At 64.9% G+C, this 21,715-nt stretch carries 22 protein-coding genes; 11 read left to right on the plus strand and 11 right to left on the minus strand.

Features of this window, described 5'->3' with window-relative positions; translation table 11 throughout:
* Nucleotides 1-27: 27 nt before the first annotated feature.
* On the minus strand, nt 28-3,048 hold the full coding sequence (ydiJ, locus tag DM373_RS01885) for a D-2-hydroxyglutarate dehydrogenase YdiJ (protein WP_110991929.1): 3,021 nt from the start codon (nt 3,046-3,048) through the stop codon (nt 28-30).
* A gap of 230 nt (nt 3,049-3,278) precedes the next feature.
* Between ydiJ and DM373_RS01890 the strand changes: the two genes are divergently transcribed.
* Nucleotides 3,279-4,160: a LysR substrate-binding domain-containing protein gene (locus DM373_RS01890; RefSeq protein ID WP_110991930.1), complete on the plus strand. Its 882-nt coding sequence runs from the start codon at nt 3,279-3,281 to the stop codon at nt 4,158-4,160.
* A 148-nt stretch (nt 4,161-4,308) separates the two neighbouring features.
* Here DM373_RS01890 and DM373_RS01895 read toward each other — a convergent pair whose 3' ends face one another.
* The 7 genes from DM373_RS01895 to DM373_RS01920 form a co-directional block, all read right to left on the minus strand.
* Nucleotides 4,309-5,727: an amino acid permease gene (locus DM373_RS01895; protein WP_110991931.1), complete on the minus strand. Its 1,419-nt coding sequence runs from the start codon at nt 5,725-5,727 to the stop codon at nt 4,309-4,311.
* Nucleotides 5,728-6,101: 374 nt separating this feature from the next.
* A complete protein-coding gene (locus DM373_RS28650; RefSeq protein ID WP_157966803.1) occupies nt 6,102-6,425 on the minus strand; it encodes a hypothetical protein in 324 nt (107 codons plus the stop codon).
* An 84-nt stretch (nt 6,426-6,509) separates the two neighbouring features.
* Nucleotides 6,510-7,574 carry a 23S rRNA pseudouridine(2605) synthase RluB gene (gene rluB / locus DM373_RS01900; protein WP_110991932.1) on the minus strand — a complete coding sequence of 355 codons (1,065 nt, stop codon included), beginning with the start codon at nt 7,572-7,574 and terminating at the stop codon, nt 6,510-6,512.
* A gap of 254 nt (nt 7,575-7,828) precedes the next feature.
* Nucleotides 7,829-8,587 carry an SMC-Scp complex subunit ScpB gene (gene scpB / locus DM373_RS01905; protein ID WP_110991933.1) on the minus strand — a complete coding sequence of 253 codons (759 nt, stop codon included), beginning with the start codon at nt 8,585-8,587 and terminating at the stop codon, nt 7,829-7,831.
* A gap of 12 nt (nt 8,588-8,599) precedes the next feature.
* Nucleotides 8,600-9,298 carry a segregation and condensation protein A gene (locus tag DM373_RS01910; RefSeq protein WP_167409785.1) on the minus strand — a complete coding sequence of 233 codons (699 nt, stop codon included), beginning with the start codon at nt 9,296-9,298 and terminating at the stop codon, nt 8,600-8,602.
* 125 nt (nt 9,299-9,423) lie between these two features.
* Entirely contained in the window at nt 9,424-10,053 is a 630-nt protein-coding gene (locus tag DM373_RS01915; RefSeq protein ID WP_110991965.1) for an L-threonylcarbamoyladenylate synthase, read from the minus strand.
* A 13-nt stretch (nt 10,054-10,066) separates the two neighbouring features.
* On the minus strand, nt 10,067-10,927 hold the full coding sequence (locus tag DM373_RS01920; RefSeq protein WP_110991935.1) for a PHP domain-containing protein: 861 nt from the start codon (nt 10,925-10,927) through the stop codon (nt 10,067-10,069).
* 67 nt (nt 10,928-10,994) lie between these two features.
* Between DM373_RS01920 and DM373_RS01925 the strand changes: the two genes are divergently transcribed.
* The 6 genes from DM373_RS01925 to DM373_RS01950 all read left to right on the plus strand — a co-directional run bounded on the left by DM373_RS01925 (nt 10,995) and on the right by DM373_RS01950 (nt 15,234).
* Nucleotides 10,995-11,591: a septation protein A gene (locus tag DM373_RS01925; RefSeq protein WP_110991936.1), complete on the plus strand. Its 597-nt coding sequence runs from the start codon at nt 10,995-10,997 to the stop codon at nt 11,589-11,591.
* A 1-nt stretch (nt 11,592) separates the two neighbouring features.
* Nucleotides 11,593-11,892, plus strand: coding sequence for a YciI family protein (locus DM373_RS01930; RefSeq protein WP_110991937.1), 300 nt, complete (start codon nt 11,593-11,595; stop codon nt 11,890-11,892).
* Nucleotides 11,893-12,090: 198 nt separating this feature from the next.
* Complete coding sequence (locus tag DM373_RS01935; RefSeq protein WP_110991938.1) at nt 12,091-12,483, plus strand: SH3 domain-containing protein; 393 nt, start codon at nt 12,091-12,093, stop codon at nt 12,481-12,483.
* A 7-nt stretch (nt 12,484-12,490) separates the two neighbouring features.
* Entirely contained in the window at nt 12,491-13,168 is a 678-nt protein-coding gene (locus DM373_RS01940) for a response regulator transcription factor (protein WP_110991939.1), read from the plus strand.
* A gap of 249 nt (nt 13,169-13,417) precedes the next feature.
* Nucleotides 13,418-13,834 carry a Spy/CpxP family protein refolding chaperone gene (locus DM373_RS01945; RefSeq protein ID WP_110991940.1) on the plus strand — a complete coding sequence of 139 codons (417 nt, stop codon included), beginning with the start codon at nt 13,418-13,420 and terminating at the stop codon, nt 13,832-13,834.
* A gap of 68 nt (nt 13,835-13,902) precedes the next feature.
* Nucleotides 13,903-15,234 (plus strand): sensor histidine kinase, encoded by a 1,332-nt coding sequence (locus DM373_RS01950; RefSeq protein WP_110991941.1) that lies wholly within the window; start codon nt 13,903-13,905, stop codon nt 15,232-15,234.
* 132 nt (nt 15,235-15,366) lie between these two features.
* Here the strand turns inward: DM373_RS01950 and DM373_RS01955 are convergent, their stop codons facing one another.
* A complete protein-coding gene (locus DM373_RS01955) occupies nt 15,367-15,924 on the minus strand; it encodes an NAD(P)H nitroreductase (RefSeq protein ID WP_110991942.1) in 558 nt (185 codons plus the stop codon).
* Nucleotides 15,925-16,083: 159 nt separating this feature from the next.
* Between DM373_RS01955 and DM373_RS01960 the strand changes: the two genes are divergently transcribed.
* The gene (locus DM373_RS01960; protein WP_110991943.1) at nt 16,084-17,538 is read left to right on the plus strand and encodes a TrkH family potassium uptake protein; all 1,455 of its coding nucleotides are present in this window, start codon (nt 16,084-16,086) and stop codon (nt 17,536-17,538) included.
* On the opposite strand, the gene DM373_RS01965 is transcribed toward DM373_RS01960, so the two are convergent.
* The gene (locus DM373_RS01965) at nt 17,495-18,541 is read right to left on the minus strand and encodes an AraC family transcriptional regulator (protein ID WP_110991944.1); all 1,047 of its coding nucleotides are present in this window, start codon (nt 18,539-18,541) and stop codon (nt 17,495-17,497) included. The genes DM373_RS01960 and DM373_RS01965 overlap by 44 nt on opposite strands.
* Nucleotides 18,542-18,694: 153 nt before the next feature.
* On the opposite strand from DM373_RS01965, the gene DM373_RS01970 reads away from it, so the two are divergent.
* The gene (locus tag DM373_RS01970) at nt 18,695-19,006 is read left to right on the plus strand and encodes an Mpo1-like protein (RefSeq protein WP_110991945.1); all 312 of its coding nucleotides are present in this window, start codon (nt 18,695-18,697) and stop codon (nt 19,004-19,006) included.
* Between the two features lie 104 nt (nt 19,007-19,110).
* Entirely contained in the window at nt 19,111-19,695 is a 585-nt protein-coding gene (locus DM373_RS01975; RefSeq protein WP_110991946.1) for an HD domain-containing protein, read from the plus strand.
* Between the two features lie 121 nt (nt 19,696-19,816).
* Here DM373_RS01975 and DM373_RS01980 read toward each other — a convergent pair whose 3' ends face one another.
* Nucleotides 19,817-20,632, minus strand: coding sequence for a UDP-2,3-diacylglucosamine diphosphatase (locus tag DM373_RS01980; protein ID WP_110991947.1), 816 nt, complete (start codon nt 20,630-20,632; stop codon nt 19,817-19,819).
* 142 nt (nt 20,633-20,774) lie between these two features.
* On the opposite strand from DM373_RS01980, the gene DM373_RS01985 reads away from it, so the two are divergent.
* Nucleotides 20,775-21,542 carry a helix-turn-helix transcriptional regulator gene (locus tag DM373_RS01985; protein WP_110991948.1) on the plus strand — a complete coding sequence of 256 codons (768 nt, stop codon included), beginning with the start codon at nt 20,775-20,777 and terminating at the stop codon, nt 21,540-21,542.
* Nucleotides 21,543-21,715 lie beyond the last annotated feature (173 nt).

The following is a 21,715-nucleotide window of genomic DNA, read 5'->3' on the forward strand; positions in this document are numbered from 1 at the left end:
GGGCTTGCCCCGCGATGGCCTTGACAGTCAGCGCTGCGCGAACTGCAGCACCACCTCCAGCGGATGGCGCAGCTGCTTCTCGGTCATGCGCTTGACCTGGCTGCGGCACGAATAACCGGTCGCCAGCGCCTCGCCGTCCTTGTCCAGCTTGGTCGCCCAGGACTGCTCGAAGATGGTCTTCGAGGTTTCCTGGTTGCGCGCCTCATGCCCATAGGTACCGGACATGCCACAGCACCCCGTGGCCTCGGTGACCAGCTTCAGGCCCATACGCGCGAACACCTGCTCCCACTGTTTGGTACTGGCCGGCACATTGGTCTTCTCGGTGCAGTGGGCCATCAGGCGGTAGCTGCCAGCCTTGGCCGGCGCCTGCTCGGGCAGCACGTCCATCAGCCACTCCTGGGGCAGCAGCACTTGCGGGCAGCCCTCCAGGCCTTCGACCTTCTGGTACTCCTGGCGATACACCAGGGTCATCGCCGGGTCCAGCCCCACCAGCGGCACACCGCAGTCGGCCAGGGCCTTGAGCTGGGTACCGTTGCGGATGGCCGCCTTGGCGAAGGCGCCGAGGAACCCCTGCACATGCAGGGGCTTGCCGTTGGCACTGTAGGGCGCGAGAAACACCTTGTGCCCCAGGCGATGGGCCAGCTCGATGAACGAGGCCAGCAACGGCGTCTCGAAGTAACGGGTAAAGGCATCCTGCACCAGCACGATGCTGCGCTCGCGCTGGGCCGGGGTCAGCTCGCGCAGGGCCGGCACGCTGGCCACCTGCACGCGGCAGCGGGTCAGGGTGGCCTGGAAGTTGAAGCGGCTGATCAGCGGGCTGTCGACCATGCCGACCTGGTCCGCCAGCAGCTTGCTCACCCACTTCGAGCCCATCACCGCGTTGTACAGGCCTGGAGCGTGGGCCAGGTACGGAATGCTGAACTCCAGCGAACCGATCAGGTAATCGCGCAGCGGGCGCTGGTAGCGGCCGTGGTACAGCTCAAGGAAGCGCGAGCGGAAGTCCGGCACGTTGACCTTGATCGGGCACTGCCCCGCGCAGGACTTGCACGCCAGGCAGCCGGCCATGGCGTCGTACACCTCGTGGGAGAAGTCCTGCTGCCCCTGCTGTTGCGCACGGCGGTTACGCAGCCGCGCTGGCAGCCCCTTGAGCCACGAGGCCTTGCGCTGGGCGGCGGCCAGCACGTCGATGTTGGCCTCGCCCTGCAGGCGCAGCCATTCTCGGATCAGCGAAGCGCGGCCCTTGGGCGAGTGCTGGCGTTCGCGGGTGGCCTTCCACGACGGGCACATGGCGTCGTTGGGGTCGTAGTTGTAGCAGGCACCGTTGCCGTTGCAGTGCACGGCGCTGCCGAAGCTCTGCCAGACGCGCTCGTCAATGCTGCGGTCGAGGTCGCCGCGCAGGGTCACGCCATCCACCGGGGTCAGGCCTTCGACGCTGTCCGGCGGGGTGCAGATCTTGCCCGGATTGAGCTGGTTGTGCGGGTCGAACGCGCCCTTGAGGCGCTGCAGCGCCGGGTACAGTTCACCGAAATACTCCGGCACGTACTCCGAGCGCAGGCCCTTGCCGTGCTCGCCCCACAGCAGGCCGCCATAGCTTTTGGTCAGTGCCGCCACGGCATCGGAGATCGGCTTGACCAGTGCGGCCTGGGCCGGGTCTTTCATGTCCAGCGCCGGGCGCACGTGCAACACGCCGGCATCGACATGGCCGAACATGCCGTAGGCCAGGCCATAGCCATCCAGCAGCGCGCGGAAGTCGGCAATGTAATCGGCCAACTGCTCCGGGGGCACGGCCGTGTCCTCGACGAACGGCTGCGGGCGCACTTCGCCCTCGACGTTACCCAGCAGCCCCACCGAGCGCTTGCGCATCACATAAACGCGGGTCACCGCCTCGGCGCCTTCGGCCAAGGTGTGGCCCAGGCGCTCGACACCCTTGTCGGCCTGCAAGTGCGCGACGAAGGCCTGGACCCGGGCATTGACCTCGTCCGGCTCGTCACCGCAGAACTCCACCAGGTTGATGCCAAGGGTCGGGCGCTCGGGGTCGGCCGGGAAGTATTCGGCGACGCTGTGCCAGACGATGTCCTTCATCGCCAGCATCAGCACCTTGGAATCGACGGTCTCGATCGACAGCGGCTTGTGCGCCATCAAGGCATTGGCGTCGCGCAGGGCGTCCATGAAGCTGGTGTAGCGCACGTTGACCAGCACGGCGTACTTGGGGATCGGCAGCACATTGAGCTTGGCTTCGACCACATAGCCCAGCGAACCCTCGGCACCGCACAGCACGCTGTTGAGGTTGAAGCGGCCCTGTTCGTCGCGCAGGTGCGCCAGGTCGTAGCCGGTCAGGCAGCGGTTGAGCTTGGGGAAGGTGCTTTCGATCAGCTCGCCCTGGGTTTCCTGGATCTCGCGGGCCATACGGTACACCTCGCCCACCCGGCCGCCGGCGGCGCAGGCTTGCTCCAGCGCGGCATCGTCGATCGGCAGGCTGTGCAGGCGCTCGCCACCGAGCAGCACGCTGTGCAGTTCGAGCACGTGGTCACGGGTCTTGCCGTAGGTGCAGCTGCCCTGGCCGCTGGCATCGGTGTTGATCATGCCGCCCACGGTGGCGCGGTTGGAGGTGGACAGCTCGGGGGCGAAGAACAGCCCGTGGGGCTTGAGCGCAGCGTTTAGCTGGTCCTTGACCGTGCCGGCCTGCACCCGCACCCAGCGCTCCTCGACGTTGATTTCGAGGATCTTGTTCATGTGCCGCGACAGGTCGACGACGATACCGTCGGTCAGCGACTGGCCGTTGGTGCCGGTACCGCCACCGCGCGGGGTGAGCTTGATCGCATGAAAGCGCGGTTCGGCCATCAGCGTGGCGACCCGCGCCACGTCGTCGGCGTCCAGCGGGAACACCGCCGCCTGGGGCAGGCGCTGGTAGATCGAGTTGTCGGTGGCCAGCACGGTACGGGTGCCGTAGTCGGCGCTGATCTGGCCACGGAAGCCGCTGTTTTTCAGGGCTTCGAGGAATTCGGGGTAGTTGGCGGCAGGCGCACGGGGCAGCAACTGGGCGATCATCGTTGGATGGCCTCTTGATATGGGCTTGTTCACGGTTTCAGGCGCGACGCAGTTGTCATCGGGGGAGCAGGCTTGAAGCCATCGCGGGGCAAGCCCGCTCCCACGAATATGAGCGTTTCCTGTTCATCCGGCATGAATGCAACTCAAGCGGATGACGAATGTGCCAATGTTCCTGTAGTTTCGCGCCAAGGGCAAACGGATATTCCTGCCGCTATCAATGAGTTTTATGAATGAATTACCGCCACCTCACGCCATCGATGTCGCTGCTGCTGGCATTCGAGGCCGCCGCCCGGCATGAAAGCTACACCCGCGCCGCCGCGGAGCTTTCGCTTACGCAAAGCGCGGTGAGCCGCCAGGTGCAGGCACTGGAGCAGCAACTGGGGCTTACCCTGTTCCGCCGCGAGGGGCGCCAGGTGCAACTGACCGACGTTGGCCGCCTGTACCAGCGCGAGCTGAGCGAGGCGCTGGGGCGCATCCGCAGTGCCACCTTGCAGGCGCTGGCCTATCAGTCCGGGGTCGGCACCCTGCGCCTGGCCACCCTGCCGACCTTCGGCTCGAAATGGCTGCTGCCGCGCCTGCATGCCTTCTACAGCGCCCACCCGGGGATGTTGGTGCATATTCATTCACGTATCGAAGCGATCAATTTCGACGCCAGCGAGATCGACGCGGCCATCGGCGTGGCCAGCCACGACCTGCCGGGGCTGATCTGCCATCGCCTGCATGCCGAGGAACTGGTGGTGATCCTGCCGCCCGAGGCCGCCGGCGACGACGACTGGAGCCCGACGCGTATCAGCGGGCAAGTGCTGCTGAATGTCGCCAACAATCCACATGCCTGGGGCGAATGGTTCTCCTATCACGCCCTGCCCCACCGCGCGATGCGCCTGGGGCCTAGCTTCGAGCTGACCTCGCACCTGATCCAGGCCGTGCGCGCCGGCATCGGCATCGGCCTGGTGCCACGCATTCTGGTGCAGGAAGAACTGGCCAATGGAGAACTGTTCAGCCCTGGAGAGCCATTTGCCAGCCAGCGCAGTTACTACCTGATCTATCCGCCGAGGAATGAGGCGTTGCCTTCGTTGCGGGCGTTCCGCAGTTGGCTGCTCGAACAGATCTGAGGGCCTCATCGCTGGCAAGCCAGCTCCCACAGTTGACGGCGATCGCAGTCATTGTGGGAGCCGGCTTGCCGGCGATGAGGGCGGCACCGACAACAAAAAACCCGATGCCAGTCTCCCGGCATCGGGTTTGTTCAACCAGCCTCAGCGCTTACTTGGCGACAGTGCCAGCCGCACCGTTGGCCTGCGAGCCACGCTTGCTCTTGAGCATGTAGGCCACATACATCACCACCAGCCACACCGGCATCGCATACACCGACACCTGAATGCCCGGGATCTGCAGCATGATGCCCAGGATCAGCACCACGAACGCCAGCACCACATAGTTGCCGTAGGGGTACCACAGCGCCTTGAACAGCGGCTTCTGGCCGGTACGGTCGAGGTGCTGACGGAACTTCAGGTGCGAGTAGCTGATCATCGCCCAGTTGATCACCAGGGTCGCCACCACCAGCGACATCAGCAGCTCCAGGGCATTCTGCGGCATCAGGTAGTTGAGCAGCACCGCGATCAGGGTCACGGCCGCCGACACCAGGATCGAACGCACCGGCACACCGCGCTTGTCCACCTTGGCCAGGGCCGCCGGGGCATCGCCCTGCTCGGCCATGCCCAGCAGCATACGGGCGTTGCAGTAGGTGCCGCTGTTGTACACCGACAGTGCCGCGGTCAGTACCACGAAGTTCAGCAGGTGCGCGGCCACGTCACTGCCCAGCAGCGAGAACACCTGGACGAACGGGCTGCTGCCATAGCTGCCACCGGAGGCGTCGATGCTGGCGACCAGGGTGTCCCATGGCGTCAGCGACAGCAGCACGACCAGGGCACCGACGTAGAAGATCAGGATGCGGTAGATGACCTGGTTGATGGCCTTGGGGATCACGGTCTTCGGCTTGTCGGCCTCGGCAGCGGTGAAGCCGAGCATTTCCAGGCCACCGAAGGAGAACATGATGAACGCCAGGGCCATCACCAGGCCGCTGACCCCATTGGGGAAGAAGCCGCCGTGGGCCCACAGGTTGGTGACCGTAGCCTCAGGGCCACCGCTACCGCTGGTCAGCAGGTAGGCACCCAGGCCGATCATGCCGACGATGGCGGCCACCTTGATGATGGCGAACCAGAACTCGGCCTCGCCGAAGAACTTCACGTTCATCAGGTTGATGGCGTTGATCAGCAGGAAGAACCCTGCCGCAGTGACCCAGGTCGGGATCTCCGGCCACCAGTAATGGACGTACTTACCCACCGCCGACAGTTCCGACATGCCGACCAGGATGTACAGCACCCAGCAGTTCCAGCCCGACAGGAAGCCGGCGAAACCGCCCCAGTACTTGTGCGCGAAGTGGCTGAAGGAACCGGCCACCGGCTCTTCGACGATCATCTCGCCCAGTTGGCGCATGATCATGAAGGCAATGAAGCCGCAGATGGCGTAGCCGAGGATCATCGACGGACCCGCGGATTTCATCACGCCGGCCGAGCCGAGGAACAATCCGGTGCCGATGGCGCCGCCCAGGGCGATCAGCTGGATATGGCGGTTCTTCAAGCCACGCTTGAGCTCGCCAGACTGTGAGTTATGTCCACTCATGAACGAAGTCACCTGCTTGTTTTTATCTGTGACGGAATCGGACCCACCGCGCTCGTGGCGCAGCGGAATGGGCAAGGTGGTTACCTTGGGTTCTTGGACGGGTCTGTCGCGGTGGGCACAGGGGCCCAGGGCGAATCAACCGGGTGTCAGCAAGAGTGCGCGGTACGCAAGGGGGTCACAGGTAAAACGCGGCGCATTGTATACCCCTGCAAACGCGCAGGCGTCAACGCGTTGCATCGTTTCCTGTGGAAAAAACGCAGCGGTCCTGGGGCGAAGGCCTGAAAAGGCGGAGTGATCGGCGTACATGGCGCCTCCATTTGTTGTTTTGTTACCGGGCTCTTTGGCCAGGCGTTGCACACGGCAATGGCGCTATATCAACGTGTGGCCAGGGTTTGGACAAGGGGGCGGATCGAGGCCGGAAGGCTCTGGAATGGCGGGCGCGGCAAGTTCTGTTTACAGCGGTAGGAAAAATCGAGTTTGGCCGGGAATTTTGCCGCGATTCGTACAATTTTCTTTACAAGGCGGTTCAAAAACTTTCCAAAACCTAAAGAAATTTCTTTTGAATCAGCTATTTGGGCCAGTTTGCAGCCCTGCACCCTGTAGGAGCGGCCTTGCGCCGCGAAAGGGTCGCGCAGCGGCCCCAGGATCTTAGGTAGCTTCAAAATTGCTGGGGCCGCTTTGCGGCCCCATCGCGGCACAAGGCCGCTCCTGCAGGGCCCGCGCCAATTCGCCGGGCACAAAAAAGCCAGCCCGATGGCTGGCTCTTTCGCTACACGGGCCGATCAGCCACGCGGCTTGCCGCGACCACGGCCGGCCGGCTTGTCACCGTCCGGGCGGGCGGGACGCTTGCGCATGTCACTCGGACGCTCGGCCACCGCGCTGCCACGGTTGCCTTTGCGCGGCGCAGCCTCTTCACGCGGCGCACGCGCCGGGCGCTCGGCCTGAGCTTCGCCGGCCGGGCGCAGGGTGCGCACGCGCTCGCCACGGCCCAATGGGCGGGTCGACTTGCGCTGCATGCGCTCCATCTTGTCCTTGGCCTTGAGGTTCAGCGTTGGCAGAGCCACCGGCTGCAGGCCCACTTCGGCGGCCAGGATATCGATCTCGCCCTGGCTCATTTCGCGCCAGCGGCCCATCGGCAGGTCGGAGTTGAGGAACACCGGGCCAAAGCGCACGCGCTTCAGGCGGCTGACCACCACACCTTGCGACTCCCACAGGCGACGCACTTCACGGTTACGGCCTTCCATCACCACGCAGTGGTACCAGTGGTTGAAGCCTTCACCACCCGGGGCCTTCTGGATGTCGGTGAACTTGGCCGGGCCGTCCTCGAGCATCACGCCAGCCTTGAGGCGCTCGACCATGTCGTCGTCGACCTCACCGCGCACGCGCACGGCGTACTCGCGGTCCATCTCGTAGGACGGGTGCATCAGGCGGTTGGCCAGCTCACCGTCGGTGGTGAACAGCAACAGGCCGGTGGTGTTGATGTCCAGACGGCCGATGTTGATCCAGCGGCCCTCTTTCGGACGCGGCAGGCGGTCGAATACGGTCGGGCGGCCTTCCGGGTCGTCACGGGTGCAGATTTCGCCGTCGGGCTTGTTGTACATGATCACGCGGCGGGTCGCTTCGGCGGCCTCGACGCGCTTGATCAGCTTGCCGTCAACGGTGATGGCGTCGTGCAGGTCGACGCGCAGGCCCAGGGTGGCCTCGACACCGTTGACCTTGATGCGGCCCTGGCTGATCCAGGCCTCGACGTCACGACGCGAGCCCACGCCGATACGCGCCAGCACTTTCTGCAGCTTTTCGCCGGACGGAGGGGTAGGTTGTTGGTCCTGCAGGTCTTGCTCACTCATCTGGGCACCTCCCGGTGTATTAGTGAAAGCGGTTTTTGGCGACGGATGCGCCAAAGGGGCGCGCATCATACGCGGTTCGGCGCGGGAACGCACTGGAGGGTAGGCTGTTTTTTGAGGTTGGGGAGCGCTTTCTGCCAGATGGCACTTCATTGCTCGCGCCGGCCCTTTCGCGGGTAAACCCGCTCCCACAGGATTACTGCTGCTGTGGGAGCGGGTTTACCCGCGAAGAGGCCGGCGCAGCAAACGCATGGACATCAGGGCTCCAGCCTGGCTTGCGCTTCAGGCTCTTCGCGCAAATCATCGAAGTCAGTCTTGAGCCCCTCTTCCATCGCATCCAGCTCCACCAGCAGCGAGCGGAAGCTGGTTTCATCCTTCGGCGCTGGCGCTTCACCCTCCTCGCCCAGGCTGGCATCGGCCAAGGCCTGCAGGTGCGCGGGCACCGGCGCTTCGTCCGGGTCGTCGAGTGGCGCCTCCGACTCCAGCTCACGCAACTCGGCCAGCGCCGGGAGCTGATCGAGGCTCTTGAGGTTGAAGTGATCGAGGAATGCCTTGGTGGTGGCGAACATGGCCGGCCGCCCGGGCACCTCACGGTAACCGACGATACGGATCCACTCACGCTCCATCAGGGTCTTGATGATGTTGCTGTTCACCGCCACCCCCCGCACATCCTCGATCTCGCCGCGGGTAATGGGCTGGCGATAGGCGATCAGCGCAAGGGTTTCAAGCAAGGCACGGGAATAGCGCTGCGGGCGCTCTTCCCATAGGCGGCCGACCCAAGGCGCATAGCTTTCGCGGATCTGCAGGCGGTAACCGGTGGCCACCTCTTTGAGCTCGAAGGCGCGGCCATTGCAAGACTTGCCGAGCACCTCCAGGGCTTTCTTGAAGACAGCCGGCGCCGGGCGCTCGGCCTCTTCGAACAGTTCGTACAGGCGCTCGAGGGATTGCGGCTTGCCCGAGGCGAGCAGGAAAGCCTCGATCAGCGACGCGAGTTCACGGGGTTCGTTCAGGTTCATGGGGTCGTCAGGTCACTCTGCCCGGGCGCGGACGTGGATCGGGGCGAAAGCCTCATTTTGCACCAGTTCGATCAGTGATTCCTTCACCAGCTCAAGAATCGCCATGAAGGTCACCACCACTCCGAGCTTGCCTTCCTCGGCGCTGAACAGCTCGACGAAGGGCACGAACTCGCCACCCTTCAGGCGCTCTAGCACCTGGCTCATGCGCTCGCGGGTGGACAGCGTCTCGCGGGTGATCTGGTGGCTTTCGAACAAGTCGTTGCGGCGCATGACCTCGGCCATGGACAGCAGGATTTCTTCCAGGGCCACATCGGGCAGCAGCTTGCGTACCTTGGCCTGGGGCGCATCCAGCTGCGGCACCAGCACTTCACGGCCAACCCGTGGCAACTCATCGATACCTTCGGCAGCAGCCTTGAAGCGCTCGTACTCCTGCAGGCGGCGGATCAGCTCGGCGCGCGGGTCGCCCTCTTCCTCCTCCACTTCGGCCGAACGCGGCAGCAGCATGCGCGACTTGATCTCGGCGAGCATCGCAGCCATCACCAGGTACTCGGCGGCCAGCTCCAGGCGCACGTTCTTCATCAGCTCGACATAGCTCATGTACTGGCGGGTGATTTCTGCCACCGGGATATCGAGGATGTCGACGTTCTGCTTGCGAATCAGGTACAGCAGCAGGTCCAGCGGGCCTTCGAAGGCTTCGAGGAAGACCTCCAGGGCGTCCGGAGGGATGTACAGATCAACCGGCAGCTCGGTCAGGGCTTCGCCATAGACCAGGGCCAATTGCAGCTGGAAAGGCGTCTCGGCCTCGCTGGCCGGCGCCTCGGGCGCTTGCACCTGGCTCACGCGCTGGCCAGGAACGGCGCAGGGTCACCGCACCCTTCGCGGATCAGCTCGGGCTCATCGCCGGTCAGGTCGATCACCGTGGACGCCTTCAAGTCGCCAAAGCCACCGTCGACGATCAGGTCGACATGGTGCTCCAGGCGCTGGCGAATCTCGTACGGATCGGTCATGGGGTCTTCATCGCCCGGCAGGATCAGGCTCACGCTCATCAAAGGCTCGCCGAGCTCTTCAAGCAGCGCCAGGACGATCGGGTTGGACGGCACGCGCAGGCCGATGGTGCGGCGCTTTTCGTGCAGCAGCAGGCGTGGCACTTCGCGGGTGGCATTGAGGATGAAGGTGTAAGGGCCTGGGACATGGGCCTTGAGCAGGCGGAACGTCGCCGTGTCGATCTTGGCGAAGGTGCCCATCTGCGACAGGTCGCAACACAGCAGGGTGAAGTTGTGATTCTTGTCCAGCTGGCGCAGGCGGCGGACACGCTCGATGGCGTTCTTGTCGCCGATCTGGCAGCCCAGCGCATAAGCCGAATCGGTGGGATAGACCACCACACCACCCTTGCGGATGATTTCGACGGCCTGCTTGATCAGCCGCGCCTGCGGGTTTTCCGCATGAATCTGGAAAAATTGGCTCACGAAGTCGTCCTGTTCATACCGCCATAGGCTGTTCATGTCGGAATCGGCGCCACAGGGGTGGCAGGTCCTCAGGCAATGGCCGATAGGCACCGATCTCGCCCCAGGTGCCGGGGCCGTGGAAATCACTGCCAGCGCTTGCCAGCAGGCCGAACTCACGGGTGAGGATGGACATCGTTCCCACCTGCTCGGGCGGCATCATCCCATTGACCACTTCCAGTGCCTGCCCACCTGCCTGAATATAGTCGGCAATCAGCCGTCTGCGCTTGCTGCGGGTCAGTTCGTAGTGCATGGGATGGGCCAGGCTCACCCACGCATTGGACTGGCGCAGCGTGGCGACGGTTTCCTCGAGTGTCGGCCAGTGCAACTTGACGTCACCGAGCTTGCCGGCGCCCAGCCACTTGCGAAACGCTTCGCCGCGGTCCTTGACGAAGCCTGCGCGCACCATGAACTCGGCGAAATGCGGGCGTGCCGGGGCGTTGCCGCTGTCGCCCAGTTCCTGCTGCACCGCCCGCGCACCGTCGAGCGCCCCGGGCATGCCCTTGGCGGCCAGCTTGCGATCGATCTCTTCGGCGCGCAGCCAGCGGCCACGGTGGAGGTTTTCGATGGCTTCGAGCAACGGCGGTGCATCGAGGGGGAAGTCGTAGCCCAGCACATGGATGGTCGCGCCGCCCCAGGTGCACGACAGCTCAACGCCACTGACCCAGTGCATGCCATTGTCGAGGCAGGCCTGGCGGGCCTCGGACAGCCCCTCGAGGGTGTCGTGGTCGGTGAGCGACAAGGTCCGCACCCCATGCTCATGGGCCCGGGCGACCAGTGCCGTGGGCGACAGGGCGCCGTCGGAGGCCGTGCTGTGACAGTGCAGATCAACATTCATGGTGGAGCGCTTTCGCCGGAATCGATGTTTGTTATTATGCCGTCACATCCCGCTTCTGGCTGCCACTGTGAAACAATTCATCGATTTCATCCCGCTGCTGCTGTTCTTCATCGTCTACAAACTGGACCCGCGCCCGGTCGAATTCGCAGGCCACAGCTTTGAATTCGGCGGTATCTACAGCGCCACGGCGATGCTTATCCTCAGTTCGCTGGTGGTTTACGGCGCGCTGTTCCTGCGCCACCGCAAGCTCGAGAAAGGCCAGTTGCTGACCCTGGTCGCCTGCCTGGTGTTCGGTGGCCTGACCCTGGCCTTCCACAGCGAAACCTTCCTCAAGTGGAAGGCGCCGGTGGTCAACTGGCTGTTTGCCCTGGCCTTCGCCGGCAGCCACTTCATCGGTGACCGGGTGCTGATCAAACGCATCATGGGCCACGCACTGACACTTCCAGAAACAGTCTGGACCCGCCTGAACCTGGCATGGATCGTCTTCTTCCTGGTCTGCGGCGCCGCCAACCTGTTCGTCGCCTTCACCTTCCAGGCCTTCTGGGTCGACTTCAAGGTGTTCGGCAGCCTGGGCATGACCGTGATCTTCCTGGTGGCGCAAGGCGTCTACCTCTCGCGCCACCTGCACGACACCGACCCCTCCACTTCCAAACCCAAGGACTGACATGCTCTACGCCATCATCGCCAGCGACGTCGCGAACTCCCTGGAAAAACGCCTGGCTGCCCGCCCCGCCCACATCGAGCGCCTGCAACAGCTCAAGGCCGAAGGCCGCGTGGTCCTGGCCGGCCCGCACCCGGCCATCGACAGCAACGACCCGGGCGCCGCCGGCTTCAGCGGCAGCCTGATCGTCGCCGAGTTCGAATCGCTGGCCGCCGCCCAGGCCTGGGCCGACGCCGACCCGTACATTGCCGCCGGTGTCTACGACAAGGTCGTGGTCAAGCCGTTCAAGCAGGTCCTGCCGTAACAGGCTTTTGAGGAGTTGTTGTGGGTGCAGCTTCGTGGGAGCGGGCTTGCCCCGCGATTGCGCCAGTCCAAGCTATCGCTAGCGCGGGTCAAGCCCGCTCCCACGCAACTACTCCCAGCTACACCCCCGCGCTGCACTATTCATAAATTGCGACGACCGGCCGACAACCTCCTGAACCGACAAGAATCAGGAGTCCCAATGCGTCAAGGTCCGATGTCCGTGCTGCTTTGCCTGTTGCTGCTATCCCCTTTCGCCGCGGCCGAACAGCCGTTGTCGCTGGAAGCCGGGGCGCGAATCACCGAACTGCAGCAGCGCCTGGAAGAGAGCGAGAAACAACGCACCCTGCTGGCCCAGCAGATGCAGAGCCAGGACAGCGAACGCGAGAGCGCCCAGCTGAGCCGCCTGCGCCAGGACAACCAGCGCCTGAAGCTGGCCATCAAGGAGCTGCAGGCCGGGGCCAATCCGGTGCAACGCCTGCTCACCGACCAGCAACAATGGTTCCTGATCGGTTCGGCCGTTGCACTGTTGTCGGTAGTCTGCGGTATCTTAGCCAGCGGCGGTCACAGACGACGCCGGCAATGGTTGAATTGAGTGAGACATGAGCGAGCTGTTACTGATTGATGATGACCAGGAGCTGTGTGAGCTGCTTGGCAGCTGGCTTACCCAGGAAGGCTTTGAGGTGCGCGCCTGCCACGATGGCTTGAGTGCGCGCCAGGCCCTGGCCGCCCACGCTCCGGCAGCGGTGGTACTGGATGTGATGCTGCCCGACGGCAGCGGCCTGGAACTGCTCAAGCAGTTGCGCACCGAACACGCCGACCTGCCGGTGCTGATGCTCTCGGCCCGTGGCGAGCCGCTGGACCGCATCCTTGGCCTGGAGCTCGGCGCCGACGACTACCTGGCCAAACCCTGCGACCCCCGCGAGCTCACCGCTCGCCTGCGCGCGGTGCTGCGCCGCAGCCACCCCAGCGCGCCCACTTCGCAGATCGAGGTCGGCGACATGGTCTTCAGCCCGGTGCGCGGCGTGGTCAGCATCGACCAGCGCGAGATGACCCTTACGCTGTCCGAGAGCCGTATCCTCGAAGCCTTGCTGCGCCAGCCCGGTGAACCGCTGGACAAGCAGGAGCTGGCGCAGATCGGCCTGGGCCGCAAGCTCACCCTCTACGACCGCAGCCTGGACATGCATGTCAGCAACCTGCGCAAGAAGATCGGCCCACACGCCGACGGTCGCCCACGCATCGTCGCGCTGCGTAGCCGCGGTTACTACTACAGCCTCTGACAGGATTCACCGTGAGGGCGGCGGTGCGTGGGAGCGGGCTTGCCCCGCGATGGCGTCGGCGCAACCGCCCAGGTTTCCCTGCTGATGCTATCGCGGGGCAAGTCGCAGCGGCGCACCACCGCTCCCACGCGGCGCCCAGTGGCATCTTTGATCTTTACCCAGCCTTTACCCTCGCCTGACCGCCCTTGACCTTGATCTCCCTAAACTGGGCTCATCCGGTAACCACCGGCCCCTGAAAGGAGAGACACCATGCGCAAGACCCTTATCGCCCTGATGTTCGCCGCCGCCCTGCCGACCGTAGCCATGGCCATGCCTGAAGGCGGCCCGCGCCACGACGGCCCGCATCATCGCGGTGACGCGCCTTTCGCCCAGCTGGACCTGAGCCGCGACCAGCGCCAGCAGATCGGCAAACTGATGGGCGAGCAGATGCAGCAGCGCCGCGACATCACCGAGCGCTACATGAACAAGCTGCCGGCCGCCGAGCAGAAGGCCATGAAGGACGAAATCAAGGCCAGCCACGACAAGACCGAAGGCCAGATCCGCGCCCTGCTCAAGCCGGACCAGCAGAAGAAGTTCGACGAACTGCAGAAAGAACGCGCCGCGCGCAAGGCCGAATGGCAGGAGTTCCAGGCCTGGAAGGCTGAAAAAGGCACCAAGGCCCAGTAAGCTGTCCCCCCGTGCCCGGCCCGCTCAACAGCGGGCCGGGCTTTTGCCATTTCACGGAGGTGCTCGTCTTGCGTTCACTGTTCTGGCGCATCCTGGCCAGCTTCTGGCTGGCCATCGCCCTGGTCGCCGGCCTGTCGATCCTGCTGGGCCATATGCTCAACCAGGACACTTGGATCCTCAGCCGTCACCCCGGCCTGAACACCCTGGCCAGCCGCTGGGTGCAGCATTACGAACAGGAGGGCCTGGAGTCGTCGCAACGTTTCCTTGAGCGGCGCAAGCAACGCTACAAGATCGACGTGCAGGTGCTCGACGACAGTGGCGATGCCGTGGTTCCCGGCACCTTCCCGCGCCGCGCTGCCGCTTTCGAGGCGCGCCAGCACAACGACGAACGCCGCCTGCCCTGGCGCCGCCTGACCGAGGAGTACACCAGCCCCACCAGCGGCGAAACCTACCTGCTGATCTACCGAATCCCCCACCCGGAACTGGCCGCCTGGCATCGCGAAAGCCTGATCTGGCCGCTCAGCGCGCTGGGCATCGCGCTGGTGGTGCTGACCCTGTTCAGCCTGCTGGTGACCTTGTCGATCACCCGCCCGCTGAGCCGCCTGCGCGGCGCGGTGCATGACCTGGGGCAGACCAGCTACCAGCAGAACAGCCTGGCGCGCCTGGCCGTGCGCCGCGACGAGTTCGGCGTGCTGGCCAACGACTTCAACAAAATGGGTGCACGCCTGCAGAGCCTGATCGGCAGCCAGCGCCAGTTGCTGCGCGATGTGTCCCACGAATTGCGCTCGCCCTTGGCGCGCCTGCGCGTCGCCCTGGCCCTGGCCGAACGCGCCGGGCCCGAACAGCGCCAGGCCCTGTGGCCACGGCTGACCCGTGAATGCGACCGCCTGGAAGACCTGATCAGTGAAATTCTGGTGCTGGCCCGGGTCGATGCCGAGCAGGCGCATGCCGAGCCCGTGGACCTCAACGCCGTGCTGGGTGGCGTGCGTAAGGACGCCCAGTTGGCGGCACCGGATCAGGAAGTGCGCCTGCAGATGCAGCCAGGGCTGACCCTGCAAGGCTGGCCGACTTTGATCGAGCGGGCGCTGGACAACCTGCTGCGCAATGCCCTGCGCTTCAATCCGCTGGGGCAACCGATCGAAATCGATGCCCACCGTGAACAGGAGCGCATTGTCCTGAGCGTGCGTGACCATGGGCCGGGGGTGGCAGAGGAACATCTGGCGCAGCTGGGCGAGCCGTTCTTCCGCGCCCCAGGCCAGGAGGCACCGGGGCATGGGTTGGGGCTGGCGATCGCGCGCAAGGCGGCGGAGCGCCATGGCGGCAGCCTGACGCTGGCGAATCATCCGCAGGGTGGGTTCGTGGCGACGCTGGCGTTGCCCTGTGAGGTCAGCGCTGGCTGACATACCCCTGAGCGACCATGCAGCTTTTCGCGGGTAAACCCGCTCCCACAGGGTTCGTGCATTCCCCTGGATTGCACAGTACCAGTGGGAGCGGGTTTACCCGCGAAGGGCCGCAAAGCGGCCCCCGCTCAATCACTCGCCCCAGGCGCTGACGAACTCGGCGGTTTCCAGGATCGGTGCGGTGCGTGGCTCGGCCATTGGCGTGCCGACGTACAGGTAGCCGATCAGTTCTTCGTTCTCGGCCAGCCCAAGGCCCTTGTGCACATGGGCATCGAAGGCCATGTCGCCGGTGCGCCATACCGCGCCGATCCCCTGGGCATGCGCCGCGATCAGGATCCCGTGGGCCGCGCAACCGGCGGCCAGGCGCTGCTCGATCTTCGGCACCTTGAAGTGATCCTGCAGTTTGGCGATCACCACGATCAGCAGCGGCGCGCGCAGTGGCATGGCCCGGGCCTTGTCCAGCGCAGCCTGGCTGGCATCACCCTTGGCCTGTACCGCCTCGGCGAACAGCTCGCCGAGCTTCTCGCGGCCCTGCCCCTCGATGGTCAGGAAGCGCCAGGGCCGCAGTTGGCCATGGTCCGGCGCACGCAGCGCTGCCTGGAACAGCGCCTCGCGCTGCGCGGCGTTGGGCGCGGGCTCCGTCAGGCGTGGTACGGAAACACGGTTGAGCAATGCGTCGAGAGCCTCCATCGGCGTCCCTCCTGGCAAGTTGAAAGTGCCGCCATTCTGCACCAACCGGAAGGCAACGTGGGAGCGGCGGTGCGCCGCCCCACACCCCAATCGTGCGTTTACAAGACCCAGTCCACAGGTAGAATGGCGCCCTTTCCGTTGCGAGTCAGGGCAGATCACATGGCGTTGCCGACCTTAAGGATCATTGGTTTCATCATCGGCATCTTCCTGATCACCCTGGCGGTGAGCATGGTGGTGCCCATGGCGACCCTGGTGGTCTTCGAACGCACCGGCGACATGCCATCGTTCCTCTGGTCGAGCCTGATCACCTTCGTCGCCGGCCTCGGCCTGGTGGTGCCCGGCCGCCCCGAACATGTGCACCTGCGCCCGCGCGACATGTACCTGCTGACCGTCAGCAGCTGGCTGGTGGTGTGCGTGTTTGCCGCCCTGCCGTTTTTGCTCACCCAGCACATCAGCTACACCGATGCCTTCTTCGAGAGCATGTCGGGCATTACCGCCACCGGCGCCACGGTGCTCAGCGGGCTGGACAGCATGTCGCCCGGCATCCTGATGTGGCGCTCGATGCTGCACTGGCTGGGCGGCATCGGCTTCATCGGCATGGCGGTGGCGATCCTGCCGCTGCTGCGCATCGGTGGCATGCGCCTGTTCCAGACCGAGTCGTCCGACCGCTCGGAGAAGGTCATGCCGCGCTCGCACATGGTCGCCAAGTCGATCGTCGGGGTCTACGTCGGCATCACCGTGTTCGGCAGCCTGGCGTTCTGGTGGGCGGGCATGGGCCTGTTCGATGCGATCAACCACGCCATGTCGGCGATCTCCACCGGCGGTTTCTCCACCTCCGACCAGTCGCTGGCCAAGTGGGACATCCCGGCGGTGCACTGGGTCGCGGTGGTGGTGATGATCCTCGGCAGCGTGCCGTTCACCCTCTACGTGGCCACCTTGCGCGGCCACCGCAAGGCGCTGATCAAGGACCAGCAGGTCCAGGGCCTGCTCGGCATGCTGGTGGCCACCTGGCTGGTGCTGGGCACCTGGTACTGGGCCACCACCGACCTGCACTGGCTCGATGCCTTGCGCCACGTGGCCCTGAACGTCACCTCGGTGGTCACCACCACCGGTTTCGCCCTGGGCGACTACAGCCTGTGGGGCAACTTCTCGCTGATGCTGTTCTTCTACCTGGGTTTCGTCGGGGGCTGCTCGGGCTCGACTGCCGGCGGCATCAAGATCTTCCGTTTCCAGGTGGCCTACATCCTGCTCAAGGCCAACCTCAACCAGCTGATCCACCCGCGCGCGGTGATCAAGCAGAAGTACAACGGCCACCGTCTCGACGAAGAGATCGTGCGTTCGATCCTGACCTTCTCGTTCTTCTTCGCGATCACCATCTGCATCATCGCCCTGCTGCTGTCGCTGCTGGGCGTCGACTGGATGACCGCGCTGACCGGCGCCGCAGGCACTGTCTCAGGGGTCGGGCCGGGCCTGGGCGAGGTGATCGGCCCGGCCGGCAACTACGCCACCTTGCCGGATGCCGCCAAGTGGATCCTGGCCGGCGGCATGTTGCTGGGCCGGCTGGAGATCATCACGGTGCTGGTGTTGTGCATGCCAGCGTTCTGGCGTCACTGAGGGTCAAGCGCGCGCGGTACTCGCTGGGGGTGGCGTCGAACCAGCGGCGGAACGCCCGGTAGAAGTTGCTGGGGTCGGCAAACCCCAGCAGGTAGGCGGTTTCCAGCAAGGTGGTACCCGGCTGGGCGAGGTACTGCTCGGCCAATTCCCGGCGGGTGTCGTCGAGCAGGGTCTGGAAACTGGTGCCCTCGTCCTGCAGGCGCCGCTGCAGGGTGCGCTGCGACAGGTGCAGGGCCTGGGCCACGGTGTCGCGCTTGGGCTCGCCTTGCGGCAGGATGCGGCACAGCACCTGGCGCACCCGATGGGTGACCCGGCTCTCCGAGAACCGCGCCAGGTACTCGCCGGCAAAACGATCATGCAGTATGGCCATGGCTTCGTTGGCGGTGGGCAATGGCGCTTCCATGTCGGCGCGCTCGAACACCAGCGCGTCATGGGCCGCGCCAAACACCAGCGGTGCGTGGAACGCCACCTTGTACGGTTCGATATTTTTCGGCTGCGGGCCCTGAATCAGCACCCGACGCGGCTGGATCGGCCGCCCGCTGAGCCAGGTCGACAGCGCCAGGGCGCATGCCAGCGAGGCTTCCGCGCTGTGCCGGGTGGGTGGCAGGTGGTCGCCATGCACAGTCAGGATCAGCGAATAGCCTTCCGACCCGAGGCGAAAGCTCAGGTCCGAGCTTTCGGCAATGATCCGCTGGTAACGCACCAGGCGCTCGAAACCTTCGGCCAGGGTGCGGCTGGACATCAGCGCATAACCGACCACATGAAACGAAGCCGGGCGCACCACCCGGGCCATGTTCAGACCGATGGCTTCATTGCCGGACAGCTCGACCGCCAGCTGCCACAACCGGGTCATGGCGTCCTGGGGGAAACGCGCATCGGGGTCTTCGAGGGAGGCGAAATCCAGTCCCAGTTGCCTGAACATGGCCGGGCAGTCGAGCCCCTCCAACTCAAGCGCCTTGACGATCCCTGATGCCCAGCTGGCTGAAGTGGTTCTCTCACTCATGACTGGCTTCTTGTGCTGACCGCTCCTGCGGTGAATCGAAAGGATACTCAATTGGCGCCAATTGTCACTGGCCAGCGCATCTGCTGACTCTAGACTCGATTCAGGCTCCACGCCGTGTATCCTGTCTTCAACCGCAGCCTCGGGAGCACAGCCATGACCAGCACAGCGCAGTTCCGCAGTTTTGCCGAGTTCTATCCCTATTACCTGGGCGAGCACAACAACCCCACCTGCCGCCGCCTGCATTTCGTCGGTACCAGCCTGGTGATCGCCCTGCTCGCCTACACCCTCGGCAGCGGCAAGTGGCTGCTGCTGCTCGCCGTGCCTCTCGCCGGCTACGGTTTCGCCTGGGTTGGCCACTTCTTCTTCGAAAAGAATCGCCCGGCCACCTTCACTCACCCCTGGTACAGCCTGATCGGCGACTTCGCCATGTTTCGCGACATTCTCCTGGGCCGGCTCAGCCTCTGAATAACGGCCCGCAAGGCCAGATTCACGTCCCCGCCGGCCACTGCCAGGGCCGCCGACATGCCTAACACTGCTGGCATGTCCCCGCCCCGAGTAGCCCAAAGGCAATGAACCAGCAAGCCAGCTTCAACCACATGCGCGATGGCACCGCCCAGGACTGGGCGATCATCGCCGATGACTTTCGCGCCTATGCCCGCCAACTGCCCAGCCGCATCCTGGCGCACTTGCGCCTGCTCGACGGTGACTTTGGCGGCTTCCCCATCGACCGCCTCAGCCATTCGCTGCAGACCGCCAGCCGTGCCTGGCGTGATGGCCGCGACGAGGAGTACGTGGTCTGCGCGCTGCTGCATGACATTGGCGATACCCTGGGCAGCTACAACCACCCGGACATCGCCGCGGCGATCCTCAAGCCCTTCGTCAGCCCGGAGAACCTGTGGATGGTGGAGCACCACGGGATCTTCCAGGGCTACTACTTCTTCCACCACCTGGGCATGGACCGGCACCTGCGCGAGCGATTCAACGCACACCCGCAGTACCAGCGGACCATCGAGTTCTGTGCGCGCTACGATGCCGCCGCGTTCGACCCCGACTACGAAAACCTGCCGTTGTCATTCTTCGAGCCGATGCTCGAACGGGTGTTCGCCCAGCCGAGGCAATCCCTCTACAAAACGGCATTGCAGGAATCTGCCTGAGTCATAGGTCGCAAGCCCCGGCCTCATCGCCGGCAAGCCGGCTCCCACAGGAATGCGTATGGCTTGAGGCACGCGCGATCGAAGTGGGAGCTGGCTTGCCTGCGATGAAGCCAGCACGGTTTCACGCCGGCTCGCCAAGCTCCGCCAACCGCTGCGCCACCTCGCGCGCCTGGGCATCGGCGAAGCGGTACAGCTCGATCTGCCCGTCCCAATGCTCGATCAGCGCCGTGCACGACTCCACCCAGTCACCGCAGTTGAGGTATTCCACCTCGCCAACCTTGCGTATTTCGGCATGGTGTATATGCCCGCAGACCACCCCCTGAAAGCCTCGCCGAGTGCACTCGTGAGCAATCGCATCCTCGAAATCGCTGATGAAGCTCACCGCGCCCTTGACCTTGTGCTTGAGGTAGGCGGACAGCGACCAGTAACCGTAGCCATAGCGGGCACGCCAGTGGTTGAGCCAGCGGTTGAGCACCAGGGTGAATTCGTAGGCGCGATCGCCCAGGAACGCCAGCCAGCGGTGATAACGGGTGATCACGTCGAACTGGTCGCCGTGGATCACCAGCAGGCGACGGCCATCGGCGGTGAGGTGTTCGGCTTCGTCCACTAGCTGGATATTGCCGAGGATCAGTTTGGAATAGCGGCGCAGAAACTCGTCATGGTTGCCGGTGACGTAGACCACCTCGGTACCGCGCTTGCTCATGGTCAGCAGGCGGCGAATGACGTTGGTGTGCGCCTGGGGCCAATAGATGCCGCCGCGCAGCTTCCAGCCATCGATGATGTCGCCGACCAGGTAGATGCGGTCGGCCTGATACCCCTTGAGAAATTGCGACAGGTGTTCGGCCTGGCAATCCCGGGTGCCCAGGTGCACATCGGAGATCCACAGGGTACGTACACGCTGCTTGCGTGACGGGCGGACGGTTTCGGCATGGGTCATGGGCAGGCTCCGGCACTGTTTGCTGGAGACTGGCAGGCACAGGTGACAGGTTGGTGGCAGGCCGATGACGACTGATCGCGCCTTGCCGGCGGACAGCCCGGCACAGGGTGTACACTCTTGCCCTGCCCTACGAGGACCCATCATGACCACCGGCCCGCTGCTCTCACTGCGCCACTACCGTGACGAGTTGATCGCCCACAGCCACGAGCACCCGCAACTGGTGTTCGGCCTGCGCGGGCGGCTGGACTTCGAGGTGCAGGGCCAGGGTGCGCGGGTCGATCGCCAGGCTTTGATGGTGGTGCCTGCCGGCGCCCACCATACCTGCGGCAGCGCCGCCGGCAGTCACTGCCTGGTGCTGGATGTGCCGGGCGAGCATTGGCTCGGCGAACAGCTGGGGGCGCATGCCGATGCCAGCCGCCGCCTGCTCGACCGCCCTGGCGCGCTGGGCCTGGACAACCGCCAGCAGCAGTTGGTGGACTGGCTGGCGACAAGCCCGATGGACGACCCATTGATCGCCCGCCAGGGTGCGGTGCTGTTGCTGGCCAGCCTCAACCCTCGGGCGGGGGCACCGATAGTCGCCAGCAGCCGCCTGCCCTACGCAGCCTTCGACGCCCATATCGAACAGCATGCCGCCTACCCACTGCAGGTCGCTGACCTGGCGCGGCTGGCCGGGCTGTCCAGCGCTCGACTGCATGCGCGCTTCACTGCGGAATGCGGCATGACGCCGATGGACTATATCCGCCAGCGCCGGCTGCACATGGCCCGGCAGTTGTTGCGCGAGTCACTGCTGCCAGTGGGGGAGATCGCCGCGCGGGTGGGATACGAGTCCCAGAGTGCCTTCAGTGCGGCGGTGATGCGGGCATTTGGCTGCACCCCCTCGGCGTTGCGGCGAGAGCCCGGCGATAACTGACGCGAGACTGGCGACAGACACCGGCGAACCGGCCTTTTACACTGAGCGCCTGTACCAGCCCTATCGCGGGGCAAGCCCGCTCCCACGCTACATCCGTCCGAGCAAACGTGGGAGCGGCGATGCACCGATGCGACTTGCCCCGCGATAGGGCCGGTAATATCGCGCAACCAACC

Origin of the sequence: Pseudomonas sichuanensis (genome assembly GCF_003231305.1) — a bacterium.
In the GTDB taxonomy this organism is placed as follows: Bacteria; Pseudomonadota; Gammaproteobacteria; order Pseudomonadales; family Pseudomonadaceae; genus Aquipseudomonas; species Aquipseudomonas sichuanensis.